The 18,634-nt window shown below is 74.3% G+C and carries 17 protein-coding genes; 6 read left to right on the forward strand and 11 right to left on the reverse strand.

What is annotated here, in order from left to right:
* Positions 1 to 9 precede the first annotated feature (9 nt).
* Positions 10 to 645 carry a TetR/AcrR family transcriptional regulator gene (locus tag ABZ249_RS02545; RefSeq protein WP_355256238.1) on the reverse strand — a complete coding sequence of 212 codons (636 nt, stop codon included), beginning with the start codon at positions 643 to 645 and terminating at the stop codon, positions 10 to 12.
* A gap of 195 nt (positions 646 to 840) precedes the next feature.
* On the opposite strand from ABZ249_RS02545, the gene ABZ249_RS02550 reads away from it, so the two are divergent.
* Positions 841 to 1,410, forward strand: coding sequence for a hypothetical protein (locus ABZ249_RS02550; RefSeq protein WP_355256241.1), 570 nt, complete (start codon positions 841 to 843; stop codon positions 1,408 to 1,410).
* A 97-nt stretch (positions 1,411 to 1,507) separates the two neighbouring features.
* Here ABZ249_RS02550 and ABZ249_RS02555 read toward each other — a convergent pair whose 3' ends face one another.
* The 9 genes from ABZ249_RS02555 to ABZ249_RS02595 form a co-directional block, all read right to left on the reverse strand.
* Positions 1,508 to 2,248: a class I SAM-dependent methyltransferase gene (locus tag ABZ249_RS02555; RefSeq protein ID WP_355256244.1), complete on the reverse strand. Its 741-nt coding sequence runs from the start codon at positions 2,246 to 2,248 to the stop codon at positions 1,508 to 1,510.
* Between the two features lie 70 nt (positions 2,249 to 2,318).
* Complete coding sequence (locus ABZ249_RS02560; RefSeq protein ID WP_355256247.1) at positions 2,319 to 3,824, reverse strand: glycosyltransferase; 1,506 nt, start codon at positions 3,822 to 3,824, stop codon at positions 2,319 to 2,321.
* On the reverse strand, positions 3,821 to 4,279 hold the full coding sequence (locus tag ABZ249_RS02565; protein ID WP_355256250.1) for a UDP-N-acetylglucosamine--LPS N-acetylglucosamine transferase: 459 nt from the start codon (positions 4,277 to 4,279) through the stop codon (positions 3,821 to 3,823). The genes ABZ249_RS02560 and ABZ249_RS02565 overlap by 4 nt, the downstream gene beginning before the upstream one ends.
* Positions 4,280 to 4,314: 35 nt before the next feature.
* Positions 4,315 to 5,805 carry a polysaccharide biosynthesis C-terminal domain-containing protein gene (locus ABZ249_RS02570; protein WP_355257076.1) on the reverse strand — a complete coding sequence of 497 codons (1,491 nt, stop codon included), beginning with the start codon at positions 5,803 to 5,805 and terminating at the stop codon, positions 4,315 to 4,317.
* Positions 5,802 to 6,671: a sulfotransferase domain-containing protein gene (locus ABZ249_RS02575; protein ID WP_355256253.1), complete on the reverse strand. Its 870-nt coding sequence runs from the start codon at positions 6,669 to 6,671 to the stop codon at positions 5,802 to 5,804. Before ABZ249_RS02575 ends, ABZ249_RS02570 begins: the two co-directional genes overlap by 4 nt.
* Before the next feature lie 76 nt (positions 6,672 to 6,747).
* A complete protein-coding gene (locus tag ABZ249_RS02580) occupies positions 6,748 to 7,965 on the reverse strand; it encodes an aminoglycoside phosphotransferase (protein WP_355256256.1) in 1,218 nt (405 codons plus the stop codon).
* On the reverse strand, positions 7,955 to 9,361 hold the full coding sequence (locus tag ABZ249_RS02585) for a ligase (protein WP_355256259.1): 1,407 nt from the start codon (positions 9,359 to 9,361) through the stop codon (positions 7,955 to 7,957). The genes ABZ249_RS02580 and ABZ249_RS02585 overlap by 11 nt, the downstream gene beginning before the upstream one ends.
* A complete protein-coding gene (locus ABZ249_RS02590) occupies positions 9,361 to 11,112 on the reverse strand; it encodes a chain length determinant family protein (RefSeq protein WP_355256262.1) in 1,752 nt (583 codons plus the stop codon). Before ABZ249_RS02590 ends, ABZ249_RS02585 begins: the two co-directional genes overlap by 1 nt.
* Before the next feature lie 201 nt (positions 11,113 to 11,313).
* Positions 11,314 to 11,706: a DUF4190 domain-containing protein gene (locus ABZ249_RS02595; RefSeq protein ID WP_220564881.1), complete on the reverse strand. Its 393-nt coding sequence runs from the start codon at positions 11,704 to 11,706 to the stop codon at positions 11,314 to 11,316.
* A 331-nt stretch (positions 11,707 to 12,037) separates the two neighbouring features.
* Here ABZ249_RS02595 and purN point away from each other — a divergent pair, with 331 nt between their 5' ends.
* Genes purN through ABZ249_RS02610 form a run of 3 tightly spaced genes read left to right on the forward strand, consistent with a single transcriptional unit; the run spans position 12,038 to position 15,113 of the window.
* On the forward strand, positions 12,038 to 12,682 hold the full coding sequence (gene purN / locus ABZ249_RS02600) for a phosphoribosylglycinamide formyltransferase (RefSeq protein ID WP_355256265.1): 645 nt from the start codon (positions 12,038 to 12,040) through the stop codon (positions 12,680 to 12,682).
* Positions 12,679 to 14,244, forward strand: coding sequence for a bifunctional phosphoribosylaminoimidazolecarboxamide formyltransferase/IMP cyclohydrolase (gene purH / locus ABZ249_RS02605; RefSeq protein WP_355256268.1), 1,566 nt, complete (start codon positions 12,679 to 12,681; stop codon positions 14,242 to 14,244). The genes purN and purH overlap by 4 nt, the downstream gene beginning before the upstream one ends.
* A gap of 11 nt (positions 14,245 to 14,255) precedes the next feature.
* Positions 14,256 to 15,113, forward strand: coding sequence for a bifunctional methylenetetrahydrofolate dehydrogenase/methenyltetrahydrofolate cyclohydrolase (locus ABZ249_RS02610; protein WP_355256271.1), 858 nt, complete (start codon positions 14,256 to 14,258; stop codon positions 15,111 to 15,113).
* A 207-nt stretch (positions 15,114 to 15,320) separates the two neighbouring features.
* Here the strand turns inward: ABZ249_RS02610 and ABZ249_RS02615 are convergent, their stop codons facing one another.
* A complete protein-coding gene (locus tag ABZ249_RS02615) occupies positions 15,321 to 15,929 on the reverse strand; it encodes an FHA domain-containing protein (RefSeq protein WP_220564885.1) in 609 nt (202 codons plus the stop codon).
* 441 nt (positions 15,930 to 16,370) lie between these two features.
* Between ABZ249_RS02615 and ABZ249_RS02620 the strand changes: the two genes are divergently transcribed.
* Complete coding sequence (locus ABZ249_RS02620; protein WP_260697186.1) at positions 16,371 to 16,733, forward strand: DUF3017 domain-containing protein; 363 nt, start codon at positions 16,371 to 16,373, stop codon at positions 16,731 to 16,733.
* A 181-nt stretch (positions 16,734 to 16,914) separates the two neighbouring features.
* Positions 16,915 to 18,132, forward strand: a complete 1,218-nt coding sequence (locus tag ABZ249_RS02625; protein WP_355256275.1) for an NADP-dependent isocitrate dehydrogenase — start codon at positions 16,915 to 16,917, stop codon at positions 18,130 to 18,132.
* Positions 18,133 to 18,634 lie beyond the last annotated feature (502 nt).

The following is an 18,634-nucleotide window of genomic DNA, read 5'->3' on the forward strand; positions in this document are numbered from 1 at the left end:
GCGCCCGCGTCACCGGGCCGGCGGGGACCCCCCGGGCGCGGCCCCGCCCCCGCCCGCCGCGGCCGTGACGACCGAGGCGAACGCGGAGCCGAGGGAGTCCGCGACGGCCTCCGGGTCGCCGAGGTAGCCGTTCACCATCGCCCCGTCCCGCAGGAGCATCAGCTGCCTCGCGGTGGCGTCGACGTCGGCCGCGCCCGCCTCGGCGGCGATGGCGGCGAACTCCCCGAGCATCCATCCGCGGTGCGCGTCGACGGCGGCCCGGACCGGGTCGTCCGGGTCGGAGAACTCCGCCGCCGCGTTGATGAACGCGCACCCGCGGAACCCGGGGCGGCAGCTCGCGTCCCCGATGCCGGCGGCAAGCGCGCGCAGCGATCCCAGCGGGTCGCCCCCGCGGCGCACGTCCCGGAGCCACGCGCGCTCCGCGGCCGCCTGTTCCTCCAGGTAGGCGACCACGAGGTCGCCCTTGGCGCGGAAGTGGCGGTAGAAGGTCACCTTCGTGATGCCCACCTGCTCGATGATGCGGTCGGCACTCGTGGCGCGGATGCCGTGCGCGTAGAACAGCTCGTTCGCGGCGGCGAGGATGCGCGCTCTCGTGGCGGACCCCGACCGGGCGCGCTTCACCGGTCCGGCGGCCTCGGCGTGCATGTCCTGCTCCTGTCTCGAGGTGTCCCACTGGTTGCACCAGCACTGCGGACAGTTTAGGGTCGCCAATGTAGACGAACTAGTTACTCTACTTATGGCGCCCGGGGAGGGCCGATGTGCGGAGGCCGTTCCCGGCGTCGCGTGCACGGGCCCGCCGGCCGCACCCGACCTCCGCATCCTCCAGGAAAGAGAGACACCATGACCGTGTCCGACACGGCCGCGCCGTCGCGGTTCGACGCCGCGCTGCGCCGCCTGTACCTCGTCCGCTTCGCCTTCGCCGTCGCCTGGGCGGCGGTCCTGTTCCCGGCCTCGGGGAGCGCGGGGCCGCTGCTGACCGCCCTCCTCGTCGTCTACCCGCTCTTCGACGCGGGCGCGGTCCTGTGGCAGCTGCGGACCGGGGACCGGGACCCCGGTGCGCCCCGGGCGGCGGAGTGGACCAACGTGGCGGTCAGCGCCGCCGTGGCCGTCGCCCTGGGCTGGGCGTCGACGGTCTCCACCGCCGCCGCCCTCGCCGTCTGGGGCGTGTGGGCCGTGGGCTCCGGCATCCCCCAGCTCGTCGCCGCCGTCCGCCGGCCGGGTTCCGGTGGCCGGGTGCCGCAGATCCTCGGCGGCGGGATCTCGGTCCTGGCCGGGGCCGCCTTCCTGGCCCAGGGCCTGCGGGGCTCCGGCGACATCGCCGGGGTCGGCGGCTACGCGGCCGTCGGCGGGGTCTTCTTCCTGGCCTCCGCCGTCCGGCTGGGAGTCCTGCTGCGGAGGAAGGCGTCATGACGGGCGCGGCGAGACCCGGTCGGGGCCGTGCGGTGCCGGCGGCCGCCGCGCGGACCGGACGCGGAGCCGCCGGACCGGGCACGGGAACAGCGCGGTCTCACCGGAGGCGCAGCACCGCCGAGTAGTTCCGGCCCTGTTCCCGGACGGACTCCAGCCGCCACGGGGACCGGTGGACGAGCCGTTCGAGTCCGTCGGGGCCGACCAGCAGGTAGTCGAACCAGCCGGTGGCCAGGGTGCCGCTCCGGACCCGCATACGGATCTGGCCGGGCAGCCGCCCCCGCGCCCGGTTGTGATCGTGGTAGGCGGTGTGCTCGGGATCGGAGGTGGCCGGGTCCATGCCGGTGCCGATCAGCAGGGCTCCGGGCCGGGCCAGGGCCGCCAGCTGTTCCAGCACCCGCGGGGCGGCCTGTTCGCCCTGGAGGAGACCCAGGTTGTTCCCCAGCAGCAGGAGGGAGTCGAACGCTCCGATCCCGGCGGGCGGACGTGCGATGGACCCGGCCTCGGCCCTCACCCCGCGCTGCCGGGCGACCTCGACGGCCCCCGGGGACGGGTCGATCCCCGTGACGTCCACGCCCCGCGCCCGGAGGGCCAGGGCGTGGCGCCCCGCTCCGGCGCCCACGTCCAGGACGCGGCCGCGGGCGGCCTCCAGGGCGGTGCGGTCCAGGGCGGACAGCTCCTCGGCGGGGGTGAAGTAGCGGCTCGCGTCGCCGGCGCTGATGTGGCCGTCCTCGCGCTCGATGATCTCGACGGCCGCGCCCGGCACCGCTCCGGCGGCCCAGCAGAGCCGCAGCGTGCGTCCGAACGCGTCCCCGATCCGGGGTCCAGGCGTGTGCTCCATCGGCTCAGCTTCGCAGCCCCCCGGCGCGTGCGGGAGGGGGACGCCGCCCCGGGCCCGGAGCGGCGCCGGGTCACAGACCCTTGCCGCGCAGGTGCAGGGCGCGCATGATCCAGCCCGGCGGGACGCCCAGCACCACCAGGAACGCCAGGAGGGCCCGGGCCTCCGCGGGGCGGGCGCGCAGGGTCGTGCCGATCCAGCGCAGGGCGGCGCGGCGGCGTCCGGCGGCGGCCTCGGCGAAGGCGATCTGCCCGGCGACGCGGGCGTGGCCGCGGGGGACCAGGCGGAACTCCGGGTAGCGCTCCAGCAGCCAGCGCAGCGCGGTGGCGATGGTCTGCCAGCGGCCGGAGAAGTGCGAGCGGCGGTGCCACAGGACGCGCACGCCGGTCTCGGGGATGTTGCGGATGGGCCCGCGGCGGGCCAGGCGCAGCAGCAGCTCGTAGTCCTCGGCGTAGCTGCCGGGGATCTCCTCGCTCACGGTCCCGCAGCCGTCGATCATCGCCCGGCGGCGGATGAGGAACGTCGACGGGTGCAGCTCGGTCAGCCGCGATCCCAGCAGGTCGCCGAAGGTGACACTGGTGCGGTCCAGCGTCCGCACCGCCTCGACCCTGTCGTAGACCACGGTGATGCCGCAGCACACCAGGTCCGTCCCCGGCTCCTGGAGCATGACCCGGACCTGGGCGCGCAGCTTGCCCGGCAGCCAGGTGTCGTCGTCGTCGCAGAAGGCCACCAGGTCCGTGTGCGCCGCGAGGACGCCGGTGTTCCGCGCCCCCGCCAGGCCCGGGGTCAGGGTGTTGGTCACCACCCGGACCGGCCGGTTCCCCTCGGCGCGGGCCAGGGAGGGGTCGGGCTGGTCGTTGTCGTAGACCACGATCGTGGTGATGGTGCCGGGGTAGTCCTGTTCGGAGATCGCCCGCAGGGTGCGGCGCAGGAGCTCGGGCCGGTCGCGGGTGGGGACGACGACGGTGACCTCGGGCCAGTCCGTGACCTCCTCGGACTCCGGGCGTGGCCGCGGGTCCGGCGTCCGGGCCCCGGGGGCGACCAGGTCGATGAGGGCCCCCGCGCGCAGTGCGGAGCGGACCGCGCCCTCGTCGTCCTGGGGGCCGACGCGGAAGTCGTCCGGGGAGGACAGCGCCTTGTCCAGCAGGGCGTAGAGCTGCTGGGGGCTGGAGCAGGCGCGCACGCGTCCGGCCTCCTCCAGCCGGGACACGAACAGCAGCTGGTGGTCGTCCACGTGCTCGCCCAGCTCCGGGTCGCGCGGCACCACCACCGGCAGGTGCCCCGCCCGGCGCGCCTGCACGATCGTCCCCGGCCCCCCGTGGGTGACCACCACCCGCGCGGCGCGCATCAGCTCCCCCAGGTCGTCCCCCGGCAGGAACGGCGTCCCCGACGCCGCCAGCGGCTGCGCGCTGTGCCCGTGCTGCACCAGGATCCGCAGGTCCCGGTGGGTCCGGGCGTAGTCGTCGATCCAGCGCACGAGCCGGTCGAAGGCGTGGTGGTCGGTCCCGACGCTCACCACGATGTCCGGGTGGTCGCTGCCGTCGGGCCGGGGCGCGGGTCGGGTGGTCTGTTCGGTCACAGGAGCGGTCCTACCGTGATGGCGGTCGGCATGAAGGCGCGCTGCTCCTCCCACTGGGCGAGGGACAGCCGTGTGAAGGGACGGCACAGCCGGGCGGTGAGCGTCGGGGTGTCGATCCGGTCGTAGACCTCGATGTAGACGGTCGGGACGCGGCACAGCCGCCCCAGGGCGAAGAACGGCAGGGCCACCCCCGCCCCTGTCGACACCACGACGGTCGGCCGCTCGGCGCGCAGGACACGGGACGCGAGCCCCGTGTTGCGCAGCAGGTTGCCCGCGTTGCGGGTGGTCGGGTGATACGCCCAGTGAACGCGTTCACCCGCCAGCGCGGACTCGGCGTCCGGGGTCCGGAAGGTCACCCAGGCCCGCTCACGCCCCTCCCACCAGGGGCGGAGCGCGCACAGCTGGGCGAGGTGCCCTCCGTTGGAGGCCACCAGGAGAACCGGTCGCGAAGACATGGAGTCATCATCCCATAACCGAGAGTATTGGTCGGTCAGTTTCGCAGCCCGAGGAGCCCGCGGCACGCCCACACGGTCGCCAGGTGTCCGAGCACACCCGCGGCCACGGCCGCCGCCGGCGCGGCGACCCCGCCGAACAGGTGCTCCGCCGCCAGGGGCAGCCCCCCGAACCACAGCAGGCACCCTCCCGCCGCCACCAGCACGGGCCGCCCCAGCGGCCGCAGCACCACGTGCCCCCGCAGCTGCCACAGCGGCAGCCCCTTGCGCACCAGCACCGCCGCCACCAGCGCCAGCGCGCCCCCCGTCGCCCCCGCCGCCGGCACCAGCAGCAGGCAGCCCGCCACGCTCACCGCCAGCGCCAGCAGGTTGTTGAACAGGTTCACCCCCGTGCGGCCCGCCATCGTGAGGATGAGGTCGCCCATCCCCAGCAGCGACGCCGCCAACTGCCCGACGCAGACCACGGCCAGGGCCGTCGCCCCCGCCGCGTACCCCTCGCCGAACACGCCCATCACCTCGGGGGCGAACACCAGCGCCGTCAGATACAGCGGCCACGTCAGGCACATCAGCCACGAGGTCCCCGCCGCGTACAGCGCGCGCACCCCGTCGTGGTCCCCGGTGGCCAGCTGCTCGGCGAACCGCGGCTGCGCGGCGGACAGCACCGTCTGCGCTCCGAACTGCCCGACCACCATCACCCGGGTGGCCGCGGTGAACACCGCGGCCCCCGTCAGGCCGCCCAGCAGCGCCGTCAGCACCACGCCCCCGCGCTGCACCCCCATCTGGGCCACGCCCGCCACCGCCCGCGGCAGCGAGAACGACCAGAACTCGGCCGGCGACACCGGGTCGGGCGCCCGCGCGCCCTCCGCGCCGGACCCGTTCGGCGCCCCCCGCCGCAGGATCCGGCCCAGCCAGAACCACGCCAGCACCGCCGCCGGCAGGTACGGACCCGCCCACGCCAGCGCCAGGGCGCCCGCCGACCCCGACAGCGCGATGGCCGCCACCAGGCCCAGCTGCGCCAGCGGCCGGCCCACCTTGTCGAGCACCGCCGTCGCCGTCATCGTGTGGTGCGCCCGGGTCGCCGCCAGCGCCGTGTCCAGCAGCACCGCGAACGGCAGGAACACCGCCAGCAGCCGCAGGTACACCGCCGCGTCGTCGGTCCCCAGGGCGTCCGCCATCGGCCCGGCGAACGCCGCCATCAGCACCGCCGCCGCGCACGCCGCCAGCACGGCCGGGACCGTCGCCAGCCGCACCAGCCGCGGCACCGCCCCCGGGCGGCCCAGCACCCGGAGCCGGGCGATGAAGTACACCAGTCCGTCGGGCGCCCCGACGTTGGCCACCGCCGCCGCGATGAGGAACACCGACGTCGCGGAGAACAGCAGCCCCGCCGCCTCCTGGGTGAACGCCCGCGTGACCGCCACGATCAGGGCCAGGTTCAGCCCGGCCCCCACCACCGCGCCCGCCATGTTCACCAGGCCGCCGCGCAGGACGCGGCGCAGCCCCGGGTCGCTCCGCTCGGCCAGCTCGGTCATGCGCACCACGACGGGGTCCGCCCCCACCACCGGGCCAGCCGCCGGTCGCTCTCGGCGAACCGGGCCGCCAGCTCCGCGCGCAGCCCCGCGGGCATTCCCGTCCGCTCGCGCGCGTTGTGCCGGCCCGGCACCCGGTCCGGACCCGGCGGCAGCCCCAGGAAGTCCTCGATCAGCCGCAGCTCGCGGGTGGTCCCGTCGAACAGGTCGGCGTAGTCCGCCACGTACATCCGGTCCCGGCCCAGGTGCTTCTCCATCCGCTCCAGCTGGTCCGCGTAGCGGCCGCGGGCGATGTACCCGTGGTGCTGGTGGGAGTGGGAGACGTACGCCGGGTCGGCGGCCAGCTTCTCCTCCTCGCCGGCCAGGCGGGACTCCTCCAGATCCACCGCCCGCGCGAACGGCTCGGTCTCGTACCCGCGCGCCGTCTCGTGCGCGTGCGCCGAGTAGGCCCGCTCCACCGGGTCGCGCAGGATCACCACCACCCGGACCCACGGCAGGTCGCGGGCGATCCTCTCGGCCGCCAGCGGGTGGAACAGGTAGTAGGGGCTGGACTCGAACGCCCGCACCGGCGGCCGCCCCCGCAGGGACATCCGCAGCGGGAAGTGCGCCCGGTACCAGGACGCCCCGCGGTGGTAGCCGGTGTCGAAGTAGTGCACCCCCTTGCGCAGCACGGGGCCGGTGGCCGCCGGGTTCTGGCACAGGGACTTGTACAGCGACGTCGTCCCGCTGCGCTGCGCTCCGCAGACGAGGAAGTCGGGCAGGGCCCGGGCGGGCGCGGTGACCGCCCCCCAGGCGTCGGCGAGCGGTAGGACCGCCCGCCGGACCGGAGCGGCCAGTCGTCTGGTCAGGGGTGCGGTGCGCTTCGGCATCACGTACCTCGTCGTTTCCGGGATCGGTCGGGTAGGGACAAGCGCGGGGCGGAGGGCGGCCGGAGCGGCGGCCGCCTCAGCCCCCCGCCCGGGCGGCCTCGTGCGCCGCCCGCTCCTGGAGTCCCTCCAGGGCGGGAAGCAGCCAGTCGTCCACCGCGGCCAGGTGGACGCCGGTCTCGTCCTGGCGGTCGTGCAGGTAGCGGGTGGCCAGGTCGATCAGGTACAGGGACATCACCGTGGACACGGTGTGCGGGGCCAGTCCGAGCTCGGTCATCAGGGGGTCGCGCAGCAGCCGGGCCCCGCTCTCCAGCCACCGGTGCACGCCGGGGTGCACCCCGGCCTGCACGCACTCGTTCAGGTCGTAGTGCAGGGCGTCGAACCCGGCGGGCGCGTCCAGCGACAGCCGTTCCCAGTCCCACACGAACGACCGCCGCGCGGTCCCGGCGATGTTCCACCGGGTCAGGTCGCCGTGCCAGGCCCCGAAGGGCAGCACCACGTCGGGCAGGCCGTACAGCGCCGACATCAGCGGCCCCGCCTCCGGGCGGGCGCCCAGGGCGGCGATCCGCTCCTCCAGGGAGCGCCGGTAGGCGCTCTCCGACAGGCGCCGCCGCCGCACCTCCACCAGCGAGGTGATCTGGGTGACGCAGCGCAGGAGCTGGCGGCGGGTGGGCCGGTCGGTCTGGTCGCCGACCGGCAGGGCCTCCTGCACCAGCAGCGGGCGGCCGTTCCACTCGCCCTGGTACATCAGGCGGGGCACGGTGACGTCGCGCAGCCGGGAGTCGGCGAGCAGGCGCAGCGCCCGCGCCTCGGCGACCACCAGCCGTCCGGTCAGGTCGTTGACGGCGACCTTCGCGTAGCCGATGGTGCGCCCGCCCGGGGTGAGCAGCAGCAGTACGGGCTTGCGGTTGGCCCGCGGCGGCCCCACGTGGATGGCGATGGCCAGCTCGCGGTCCAGCGCGGCGGCCAGCGCGTGCTCGATGCCCGGCCCGGCGCCCACGTACAGGCGGTCGCGCAGCAGCAGCGGGGCGACCCCGGTGGCGAACGCGCCGGTCAGTACCAGCCGGCGCAGCCGCTCCCGCAGGGAGTGCCCCTGTGAGAAGGACGCGATGCCCCGGGTGGCCGCCGACCGGTTGTGGGCGGGCAGGATCACCCGCGGGTCGTAGGCGTTGGGCACCGGCAGGTACTGGTTGCCGCGGCCCCGGCCGCGCGCGGTGCCGTCGCCGTGGCCGAGCAGCCCGCCGCACGGCCACAGCACGGCCGCGAGGTCGGTCAGATAGGTCGTCTCACCGTTCATCGGGACCCCCGCCCGTGCGCGCGGTCCCGCGGCGGAGCAGGGGCTCCTCGTCCCGCCACAGCAGGGCGACGGCCACCATGGTCACGGCCAGCGGAGACATGAGCGCGACGTAGAAGAACATGTACCAGAACAGCAGCAGCACGGTGAGCAGGGCGGCCTGGCCCGCGACCGTCACCGCGGACCGGTACCGCCAGGCCACCGCCGCGAAGAAGCCGAGGAACAGGGCCGTGCCCACCCAGCCGCTCGCGATCAGCGTCATCCACAGCTGGCCCGCGTTGCCGATCACGTGCTGCCCGCAGCCGGGGCAGTCGGGCGAGGGGCCGATCGCGATGGAGTCGGAGCTGCCCAGGGTCTCCCGGGTGGTGCCCCAGCCCAGCACGGGGGACAGGTCGGCCGCGGCCACCGAGGCCGCGTTCGTCGCGGCCCGGCCGTCGTCGCTGTGCGGGGCGTCGGCCCGCGCCCGCACCACGTCGGCCAGGGGCGACAGCGCCAGCACCCCCAGGGCCAGCACCGCCACCAGCGCGCAGGCCGCCACCGGCAGCACCCGGCCCCGGCGCAGCGCGACGAACCCGGCGTAGAGCAGCGACAGCGCCAGCCCCGCCCACAGCGCCCGGTTGAGCGAGTACACGATCGGCACCACCGAGAGCACCACGGCCACGGGCAGCGTCCAGCGCACCCACAGCGGTGTGCTCCGGCGGTCGATCAGGAGCACCGCGGACCACACCAGCAGCAGGGAGATCATGTACCCCCACACGTTGGTGTACTCCCACGGCGCCTTGGGGCGCGCCGAGTCGTAGCCGAAGATGTCCATGACCTGGGCGGACGCCGGGTGGATCAGGGTCCGCATGAAGGGGTCGGAGGCCAGCCCGCCGGGCAACAGGAACTCCAGCGGGGCGGTGAACTCGAACCGGGGCGCCAGCATCCCCAGGTACCCACCCGCGATCGTGGCCAGGCCCAGCGCGCCGAGCGCCGCCACCACCGCGCGGGTGGGCAGCTCGCGCTCGGTGAGGTTGCCGACGTACAGCAGCAGCACCGTCAGCACCGCGTAGTTGGCCACTCGCAGCACGGCCCCGCCGTAGCCGCCGCTGCCCGGGACCGCGCCCGGCATGTCCAGCGGCACCAGGGCCAGGCCCAGCACCGACCACACCAGGAACAGCGCCCACAGCCAGAACGCCGGGGGGACGCGCAGGCCGACGGTCCGGTGGCGGCGCATCAGTTCCAGGGCCATCGGGACGGCGAACACCCAGTAGGCGAACTGGCCCAGGCCCAGGGCCCACCACAGCGGGTACCCGGCCAGCAGCCACAGCAGCGGGCGCCCGGTCACGGCCCGCGGCCCCCGGGCGAGGGGGGCGGGCACGACCGTGCGGGGTCCGGCCGCCGGGTGGACGCGGGCCATCAGCGCCGGGCCCCGGCGGAGTCGGCGGGCACGACCACGGTCTCCTCGTCCTCGGGCTCCTCCTCCGGAGCCTCGGGGTCGGGGGCCGAGGGGGTCTCGCTCACCCGGACGATCCCGGACGCGGACCGTTCGGTGCCGTCCCGGCCGGCGGCCGGGGCCCCGGCCGCGGGGGCCGCCTCGGGCGGCGGGCCCGGCAGCGGCTGGCGGGGCAGCACGATCACGCCCGGGGCGTCCACGGAGAAGCGTTCGGCGGCGGCCGTCAGCTCGGCCAGCTCGGCGCGCGGGGTGCGGTCCAGCTCGACGACGGGCAGCAGGAGGTCGGCGGCCCCGGCCACGGCGTGGACGTCGGCGCGCTCGCTCGGCGGCGGGACCGCGACCACCACGTGCTCGGCCTGCTCCCGCAGCAGCCCCAGCAGGTCCGCCATCGCGGTGTCCTGCACCGGCGCGGCCGCCCCCGGCCGCCCGTGCCGCAGCACCCGCAGCCGCGGCGCGGCCTCGGGGCGCACCTCCAGCCCGGCCGGGTCCTCGCCGTCCACCAGCGCCTCGGCCAGACCGGGGCCCTCGGGCAGGCCGAGCAGTTCGCCCACGGTGTCCGACCGCGGGTCGGCGCACACCAGCAGCGTCTCCGAGCCCGTCCGGGCCAGGGCCGCCGCGACGTTCACGGCCGCGGCGGTGCCGGCCCGGCCGGGCGTGGTGGCGGCGACCACGAGCACGCGGCCCGCGCGCGGGCCCTCCTCACCCGCGGCCGGGCCGTCCCCGGCGGGCGGGGTCCGGCCGGCGTCCCCGGCGGAGCGGGCGCGGATCAGGTGGACCAGCGACTGGACCCGCTGGCCCCCGGTGCGGTCCTCGCCCAGTAGCCCGGGGGTGCGCCCGCCCCGCTCGGGGCGGCACGCGGACAGGTCGAGCAGGACCGGCAGGCCGCCCAGGCGCTCGGTCTCCTCGACGTCGTGCAGGCGGCGGTCGGTGCGGTCGCGGAGCACGGCGGCGCCCAGCCCGGCCAGCAGGCCCAGGGCGGTGCCCGCGGCCAGCCACAGCGGGGGGTTGGGGGAGGAGGCGCGCTCGGGCAGGTCCGCCGGGATGATGGTCCGCCCGGGCTCGACGGTCTCGCGCAGCGCGGCCAGCGGGGCGACGCTGCCGCTCACGGAGGTGATGTCCTGGCGCACCGCCTCGGCGCGGGGGTCGGCGGCCCCCGACGCCCCGATCACCCGGTCCAGCTCCTCCTCCAGGCGTTCGCGCTCGCCGCCCAGCGCCTCCAGGTGGGCGCCGATGAGGCCGTCCACCCGCTCCGCCCGCCGGTCGAGGTAGGCCTCGGAGTAGGCGGCGGCACCGGCGCGGGCGGCCTCGGGGGAGCCAGCGGTGTAGTGGATCTCCAGCACGTTGCTGTTGGGGGGGACGGTGACGTCGACGTTCTCGCGCAGGCCGTCGGCGGTGGCGGGGGAGCCGGTGGCCTCGGCGACCAGCGCGGCGGCCGCGGCGGACACCTCCTCCGAGCGCAGGACCTGCGCCTCCGTGTCGAGGTTCACATCGCCCGCCAGGCGGCCGGACTTCTCCCCGGTGAACTCCGCCATCCCGGTCGGCAGCACCTGGACGGCGGCCGTGGAGGTGTAGGAGGCGGGGACCGCGAGCACGCCGGCCAGCGCCAGGGCCGCACCGCCCGCCACCCCGGCGGCCACCATCCGCCAGCGGCGGCGGAGCAGGGCGGTGTACTCCTTGAGTTCCGGTCCGGGGGATCCGGGGACGACGGTGTCCATCGAGACCTTTCCGTGTCTACCTGACAGCACTTTTAGTGAACGATTGGATACTAAGTGTAATCCCTTGGGTCGTGCGCGCAGGTTGGGGAAAGGTCCGTTTCCCCAGGGAAAAGCGACCGGAAAGAACGCCGGAGGGGGCGGCGGGCCCCTGCCCACCGCCCCCTCAGGGACGTTCGGTACCGCCGTACCGCTATGCCGCGCTCAGGCGCCGGTCACCCACGAGGGCAGCTCGGTGCCGGAGATCCACTCCTCCTCGCACGCCTTCTGGGTGGACACCGTGTGCGCCCGTGCCGAGCAGTCCCGGTACTGGATCAGCTGCTCGTTGAAGACCACCGAGACCGCGATCATCGCGACGGACACCACGATCCCCGCCACGCCCACCGCCACGCTCGCCAGCGCCATCGGGGCCTCGGAGCTGTTGCGCCGGGCGGCCCGCCGCGCCTGGATGCCCTGGACCAGGCCGAACGCGGACAGCACCCCGCCGTAGGGCGGCAGGAACAACCCGGCCACCCCGAAGAACAGGCCCCACAGCCCGCCGCGCTCGACGCGGGGGCGGTCGTCCTCGGAACGCGGCTCCGGGCGATTGTCGGTCAAGGTTCCACTCCATTCGAGCGGCACCCCCGGCGGGGGCCCGCGTCACACTGCGCCTTGAAGCGGAGGCTACCGGCCGCCGACGACTTCCGGGCCGGTCGGGGCCGGTCGGAGGTCCGCGTCACACGCCGCCCCCAAGGTCACCTCTCGTGGGTCCGACGCTACCCGGCCCGATAGGGTGGTCCTGCGGACGGGCCCTCGCACGGCCCAGGCCCGGGATCTGTACCGGGCGTACGCGTTTTCCGGATGCTGCGCCGTCCCCCGGTGCCCCCGGAGTACGGGAGAGGACTCCCGCACCGTTCTCTAGTACATGGGAGAAGCATTGTCCGCGCGAGTGGTGGTACTCATATCGGGCACGGGCAGCAACATGGCCGCCCTCCTGGACGCGGCGAAGGACCCGGCCTACGGGGCCGAGATCGTCGCCGTCGGGGCCGACCGCGAGGGGACCCGGGGCATCGCACTGGCCCGCGAGGCCGGCGTGCCCGTGTTCACCGTCCCCTTCCGCGACTACACCGACCGCGCCCGCTGGAACGCCGACCTCGCCGAACGCATCGGGGAGCACGCCCCCGACCTGGTCGTCTCCGCCGGATTCATGCGCATCCTCGGGCCCGAGGTCGTCGGCCGCTACACCGCCGTGAACATCCACCCGGCGCTCCTCCCCTCCTTCCCCGGCGCTCACGCGGTGCGTGACGCGCTCGCCCACGGTGTCCGAGTCACCGGCACCACCATCCACTTCCTCGACGAGGGCGTCGACTCCGGGCCGATCATCGACCAGGTGGCGGTCCCCGTCGAGGACGACGATGACGAGTCCGGCCTCCACGAGCGCATCAAGGCCGTGGAGCGGCGCATGCTGGTCGACACGGTCGGCCGCCTGTCCCGCGAGGGCTGGACCATCGACGGCAGGAAGGTGCGGTTCGGCCGGGCCGACCGCACCGAGCAGAGCGTCGCGGAGGCGACCGAACCGAAGGAGGACCGGTGACCCAGCAGGCCATCCGGCGTGCGTTGATCAGCGTGTACGACAAGACCGGCCTGGAGGGGCTGGGCGCGGGCCTGGCCGCGGCCGGGGTGGAGATCGTCTCCACCGGCTCCACCGCGGCGCGGCTGCGCGACGCGGGCGTCCCGGTCACCCGGGTCGAGGACGTCACCGGCTTCCCCGAGATCATGGGCGGCCGCGTCAAGACCCTCCACCCGTCCGTGCACGCCGGACTCCTCGCCGACCAGAACAACCCCGACCACGTGTCCCAGATCCAGGAGCTGGGCATCGCCCCCTTCGACCTGGTCGTGGTCAACCTGTACCCGTTCCGCGAGACCGTCGCCTCGGGCGCCTCCGAGGCGGAGTGCGTCGAGCAGATCGACATCGGCGGCCCCGCGATGGTGCGCGCCTCCGCCAAGAACCACTCCAGCGTCGCGGTCGTCGTCGACCCCGCGTCCTACGGCTCCGTCCTGGAGGCGGCACGCGGCGGCGGGTTCACCCTGGAGCAGCGCAAGCGCCTGGCCGGGCTGGCGTTCCAGCACACCGCCGCCTACGACGCGGCCGTCGCCGGGTGGTTCTCCGACACCTACGCCCCCGACGCCGAGGCCGCCCAGACCTCCTGGCCGGACTTCCGGGCCGCCGTCCACACCCGCAAGGCCGTCCTGCGCTACGGCGAGAACCCGCACCAGGACGCCGCACTGTACGTCCCGGCGGGCGTGCCCGCGCACGGCCTGGCCGGCGCCGAGCAGCTGCACGGCAAGGCCATGTCCTTCAACAACTACGTGGACACCGACGCCGCCGTGCGCGCCGCCCACGACTTCGACGACCCCTGCGTCGCCATCATCAAGCACGCCAACCCGTGCGGCATCGCCGTGGGCGCCGACAACGCCGAGGCCCACCGCAAGGCGCACGCCGCCGACCCGGTGTCGGCGTTCGGCGGGGTCATCGCCACCAACCGCCCGGTGGGCGAGGAGCTGGCCGCGCAGATCTCGGAGATCTTCACCGAGGTCGTGGCGGCCCCCGGGTTCGAGCCCGCCGCCCTGGACATCCTCACCCGCAAGAAGAACATCCGCCTGCTCAAGGTGGGGGCGGCCGTCGGCCCCGCGGTGGAGACCCGGCAGATCAGCGGCGGCCTGCTCGCCCAGTCGGTCGACCGCATCGACGCCCCGGGGGACGACCCGGCGAACTGGACCCTGGCCACCGGCGACCCCGCCGACGAGGCGACCCTGGCCGACCTGGTCTTCGCCTGGCGCGCGGTGCGCGCGGTCAAGTCCAACGCCATCCTGCTCGCCACCGACGGAGCCACCGTCGGCGTCGGCATGGGCCAGGTCAACCGGGTCGACTCCGCGCGCCTGGCGGTGTCCCGGGCCGGGGACCGGGTGGCGGGGTCGGTCGCGGCCAGCGACGCGTTCTTCCCCTTCCCCGACGGCCTGGAGATCCTCACCGGGGCCGGGGTGCGCGCGGTCGTGCAGCCCGGCGGCTCGGTCCGCGACGAGGAGGTCGTCGCGGCGGCCAAGGCGGCCGGGGTCACCATGTACCTGACCGGCACCCGGCACTTCTTCCACTAGGAGACCCAGGCATGAGCGCGATCGTTCTGGACGGCAAGGCCGTCGCCAAGTCCATCCGCGAGGACCTCACCGAGCGGGTGGCGCGCCTGCACGCCCGGGGCATCACCCCCGGGCTGGGCACCGTCCTGGTCGGCGACGACCCGGGCAGCCACTCCTACGTGCGCGGCAAGCACCGCGACTGCGCGCAGGTGGGCATCGCGAGCATCCGCCGCGACCTGCCCGAGACCGCCACCCAGGAGGAGGTGGAGCAGGCCGTCCGCGAACTCAACGAGGACCCGGCCTGCACCGGCTACATCGTGCAGCTGCCGCTGCCGCGCGGCCTGGACGAGAACCGGGTGCTGGGCCTGATCGACCCGGCCAAGGACGCCGACGGGCTCCAGCCCTCCAACCTGGGCCGGCTGGTGCTGATGCAGGAGGCGCCGCTGCCCTGCACCCCGCGCGGCATCGTCGAGCTGCTCAACCGCTACGACGTCCCGCTCAAGGGCGCCGAGGTGGTCGTGGTCGGCCGCGGGGTCACCGTGGGCCGCCCGCTGGGGCTGCTGCTGACCCGCCGGTCGGAGAACGCGACCGTCACCCTGTGCCACACCGGCACCCGCGACCTCGCCGAGCACACCCGCCGTGCCGACATCATCGTCGCCGGCGCCGGGGTGCCCGGGCTCATCACCAAGGACATGGTGCGCCCCGGCGCGGCCGTGCTGGACGTCGGTGTCTCGCGCACCGAGAACGGCCTGGTCGGCGACGTGGTCCCGGACGTGGCCGAGGTCGCCGGGCACATCTCGCCCAACCCCGGCGGGGTGGGCCCGATGACCCGCGCGATGCTGCTGGTCAACGTGGTCGAGGCCGCCGAGCGCCAGGCCGCGGCGCTGTAGCCGCGCGAGCCGGACGCGCGGGGCGGCGACCCCTCCGGGTCGCCGCCCCGCGCCGTGCCCGGCCGTACTGATCCGAGAGGCCGGGAGCGCGGGAAGCGTGAGGGCCTCCCGGTGGCCGGTGGGACGTCGCGATCCACACCGATACCGGAGGCCCTCCCGGTTCGTGTCAGGCGGGGTCGGTGTCACCGACCTCTCGGATCGGTACACCTAGCCCGCGGCGCGCTGGGGGCGGTGGCCGGTCGGGAGCGGGCGCACCAGGCCCAGGGCGACCACCTCGTTGGCCAGCCGGGTGCGCCGGTTCTGGCCCTCGGGGATGCGGAACTTCTGGTACAGCCTCAGCAGGTGCTGCTTGACCGCCGCCTCCGTCACCACCAGCACCTCGGCGATGTCGCGGGCGGTCGCCGGGGCGACGAACGCCTCCTCCGAGAGCGCGGGCTGGCACAGCGCAGTCAGCACGTCCAGCTCCCGGCGGGTGAGCTCGGGGGAGGTGCTGCGGCGCAGCTCCACGTCCGGGCTGATCTGCTCCTGGGGCAGGCCGCCGACCCGGCAGCGGGCGGTGCCGAAACTCACCACGTCGCCCTCCTCCAGGACACGGCGGGCGATGGGCCGGCCGTTGACCCGGGTGCCGTTGCGGGACAGGCCCATGTCCACCACGTACACGTAGGGGCCGCGGCGGACCAGCTCGGCGTGCAGGAGGGAGACGCTGGGGTCGTCGAGGCGGATGTCGGCGCCCTCGCCGCGGCCGACCGTGGTGACCTCGCCCGCGAGTTCACAGATCTCCCCGGACTCTTCGACCCGGAGATAGGGCCCGTCCACGGTGGCTCCTCCCGGGCTCTGATAACGCTGCCGGTGGGTGTGCGGACGACGGTGGGGCCGAGGGGCCGTGGTTCGTGGGGTGGGCTTCATGGGGGTGGGACCTCGCTCACCGGTGCACTCGTCTCCAGGTTGGTTACCCGGGTGCCGAGCGTTCTACGCGCTTACTCCGGAGTTAGGCGGATAAGGCGCGGAAATACGGCCATGTGGCCGAACCGGAAGCGGGAAACGGACTCCGCGGCTCCCCGACGGGTACCGGACCGTTTCCGTGAGCCCTGAGGCGGTGGCGACGCGGATCATTACAATGGCCCTGACTCTCCCGGTCCGAAAGCACGGTCGGTGACCGGAGCCACCTGGAACATGAGCCGTTCCGTCGGAGTGCTCCGTTTCGGACACCCGCGCGTCGTCGCGTGGCCGGTCTGTGCCAGTTCCGGGTGGGAGATCGTGGACCAGGCGATGCGGAGCGCGGTGAACAGGGTGGAGCTGGCGGAGTTGTCGGACACGGACGAGGGGACGCCCGCACCGGAGGAGCGCACGGCCCCGACCTGGCTCGTCCAGGTGCCCTACGTCCTCGTGCTGTCCGCGCTGGCCGCGGGCGTCGTGATCGTGGCGGCCGCCTACTTCAAACGGGGGCCGGCGGTCATCGCGGGCGCCCTGCTGCTGGCCGCCGCCTTCCGGGCCTTCCTGCCCGCCGAGTGGATCGGCATGCTCGCCGTACGCCGCCGCTGGGTCGATCTCGTCACGTTGGCCACCATGGCGGTGCTGCTCATCGTGCTCGCGTGGGTGGCGCCGCAACTGTCATCGTAGGCGTCTAATAAGCTTGATATCGAGATACCGCGACACCGACGAGCCACCCCCTCCCCGGAGAGCACGGACCGGGCGGGATCAGGGGATCGCCGCGCGCGGAAGCCGGTGTCCGGCCACGAGCCGGGCGCCGTCCACCGCCGCACGAGGTGGTGGCGAAGATTGAAGGGACAGCCACACAGCCATGGCCAAGATCAAGGTCGAGAACCCCGTAGTCGAGCTCGATGGCGACGAGATGACCCGGATCATCTGGTCCTTCATCAAGGACCGCCTGATCCTCCCGTACCTCGACATCGACCTGAAGTACTACGACCTGGGCATCGAGGAGCGCGACCGCACCGATGACCAGATCACCGTCGACGCCGCCAACGCCATCAAGGAGCACGGCGTCGGCGTCAAGTGCGCCACCATCACCCCGGACGAGGCCCGGGTGGAGGAGTTCGGCCTGAAGAAGATGTGGCGGTCGCCCAACGGCACCATCCGCAACATCCTCGGCGGCGTCGTCTTCCGCGAGCCGATCATCTGCGAGAACGTGCCGCGCCTGGTCCCGGGCTGGACCAAGCCGATCATCATCGGCCGCCACGCCCACGGCGACCAGTACAAGGCCACCGACTTCAAGGTCCCCGGCCCCGGCACCGTCACCATGACCTACACCCCGGCCGACGGCAGCGAGCCGGTCGAGTTCGAGGTCGCCAACTTCCCCGAGGCCGGCGGCGTGGCCATGGGCATGTACAACTTCCGCAAGTCCATCGAGGACTTCGCGCGGGCCAGCCTCAACTACGGCCTGGACCGGAACTACCCGGTCTACATGTCCACCAAGAACACGATCCTCAAGGCCTACGACGGCATGTTCAAGGACGTGTTCCAGGAGATCTACGAGACCGAGTTCAAGGAGCAGTTCGACAAGGCCGGCCTCACCTACGAGCACCGCCTCATCGACGACATGGTCGCCTCCGCGCTCAAGTGGGAGGGCGGCTACGTCTGGGCCTGCAAGAACTACGACGGCGACGTCCAGTCCGACACCGTCGCGCAGGGCTTCGGCTCCCTGGGCCTGATGACCTCCGTGCTGCGCACCGCCGACGGCCGGACCGTCGAGGCCGAGGCGGCGCACGGCACCGTCACCCGCCACTACCGGCAGCACCAGCAGGGCAAGCCCACCTCCACCAACCCGATCGCCTCCATCTTCGCGTGGACCCGCGGTCTGGAGCACCGGGCCAAGCTGGACAACACCCCCAAGCTGCTGGAGTTCGCCACCACCCTCGAGGACGTCGTCATCAAGACCGTCGAGGGCGGCCAGATGACCAAGGACCTCGCGATCCTGGTCGGCGCCGACCAGGAGTGGCTGACCACCGAGCAGTTCCTCGCCGCCCTGGACGAGAACCTGTCCAAGCGCCTGGCCTGAGGAGCGCGGCGCCCGCTCCGGCCCCCTGCCCCGGGCCCGGGCGCCCGCACCGGGACGTCTTGAGCCGACGCCCCCGGTGATCTCCGCCACGTCCGGCCGTCCCCGCGAGGGGGCGGCCGGACGCTTTGTGTCACCGCTTCGGCACTCTCGATGAAATTCCCCGGCGTGTTTCCCCGATTCTGCGGACATCGGCGCCGTCGGGGTGGGATGATGACTGCGTCGGGTCACGGAGCCAGTGCGACATAGGACACGTGAACTCGATTCGCACCTTGTGCGAACTTTGACTTACAGTGGAGTCACGCCGGTGAGAACCGGCAGGCCAGAGCGGGTTTCGCCGCTCAGGCCCCACGAGCCGACGTGCCGGCCGTGCGCCCGCTGGGGGGTAGGCGCGCACAGTACGGAACGTCACGAAGAAGGGCCCGGTGCTTCGGCACCGGGCCCTTCGCCTTTCCCGCCCCGACCGCCGCGGGGCCGAGACCCCGGGGGCCGGGTCTCCGGGGGA

Source organism: Nocardiopsis sp. NPDC006139, from assembly GCF_040614155.1.
GTDB classification, from domain to species: Bacteria; Actinomycetota; Actinomycetes; order Streptosporangiales; family Streptosporangiaceae; genus Nocardiopsis; species Nocardiopsis changdeensis.

Excerpts from the sequence above, each read along its gene's own strand:
- ABZ249_RS02545 (WP_355256238.1), bottom strand. The coding sequence starts at position 645 with ATGCACGCCGAGGCCGCCGGACCGGTGAAGCGCGCCCGGTCGGGGTCC.
- ABZ249_RS02550 (WP_355256241.1), top strand. The coding sequence starts at position 841 with ATGACCGTGTCCGACACGGCCGCGCCGTCGCGGTTCGACGCCGCGCTG.
- ABZ249_RS02555 (WP_355256244.1), bottom strand. The coding sequence starts at position 2,248 with ATGGAGCACACGCCTGGACCCCGGATCGGGGACGCGTTCGGACGCACG.
- ABZ249_RS02565 (WP_355256250.1), bottom strand. The coding sequence starts at position 4,279 with ATGTCTTCGCGACCGGTTCTCCTGGTGGCCTCCAACGGAGGGCACCTC.
- ABZ249_RS02570 (WP_355257076.1), bottom strand. The coding sequence starts at position 5,805 with ATGACCGAGCTGGCCGAGCGGAGCGACCCGGGGCTGCGCCGCGTCCTG.
- ABZ249_RS02575 (WP_355256253.1), bottom strand. The coding sequence starts at position 6,671 with ATGCCGAAGCGCACCGCACCCCTGACCAGACGACTGGCCGCTCCGGTC.
- ABZ249_RS02580 (WP_355256256.1), bottom strand. The coding sequence starts at position 7,965 with ATGAACGGTGAGACGACCTATCTGACCGACCTCGCGGCCGTGCTGTGG.
- ABZ249_RS02585 (WP_355256259.1), bottom strand. The coding sequence starts at position 9,361 with ATGGCCCGCGTCCACCCGGCGGCCGGACCCCGCACGGTCGTGCCCGCC.
- ABZ249_RS02590 (WP_355256262.1), bottom strand. The coding sequence starts at position 11,112 with ATGGACACCGTCGTCCCCGGATCCCCCGGACCGGAACTCAAGGAGTAC.
- ABZ249_RS02610 (WP_355256271.1), top strand. The coding sequence starts at position 14,256 with ATGAGCGCGATCGTTCTGGACGGCAAGGCCGTCGCCAAGTCCATCCGC.
- ABZ249_RS02625 (WP_355256275.1), top strand. The coding sequence starts at position 16,915 with ATGGCCAAGATCAAGGTCGAGAACCCCGTAGTCGAGCTCGATGGCGAC.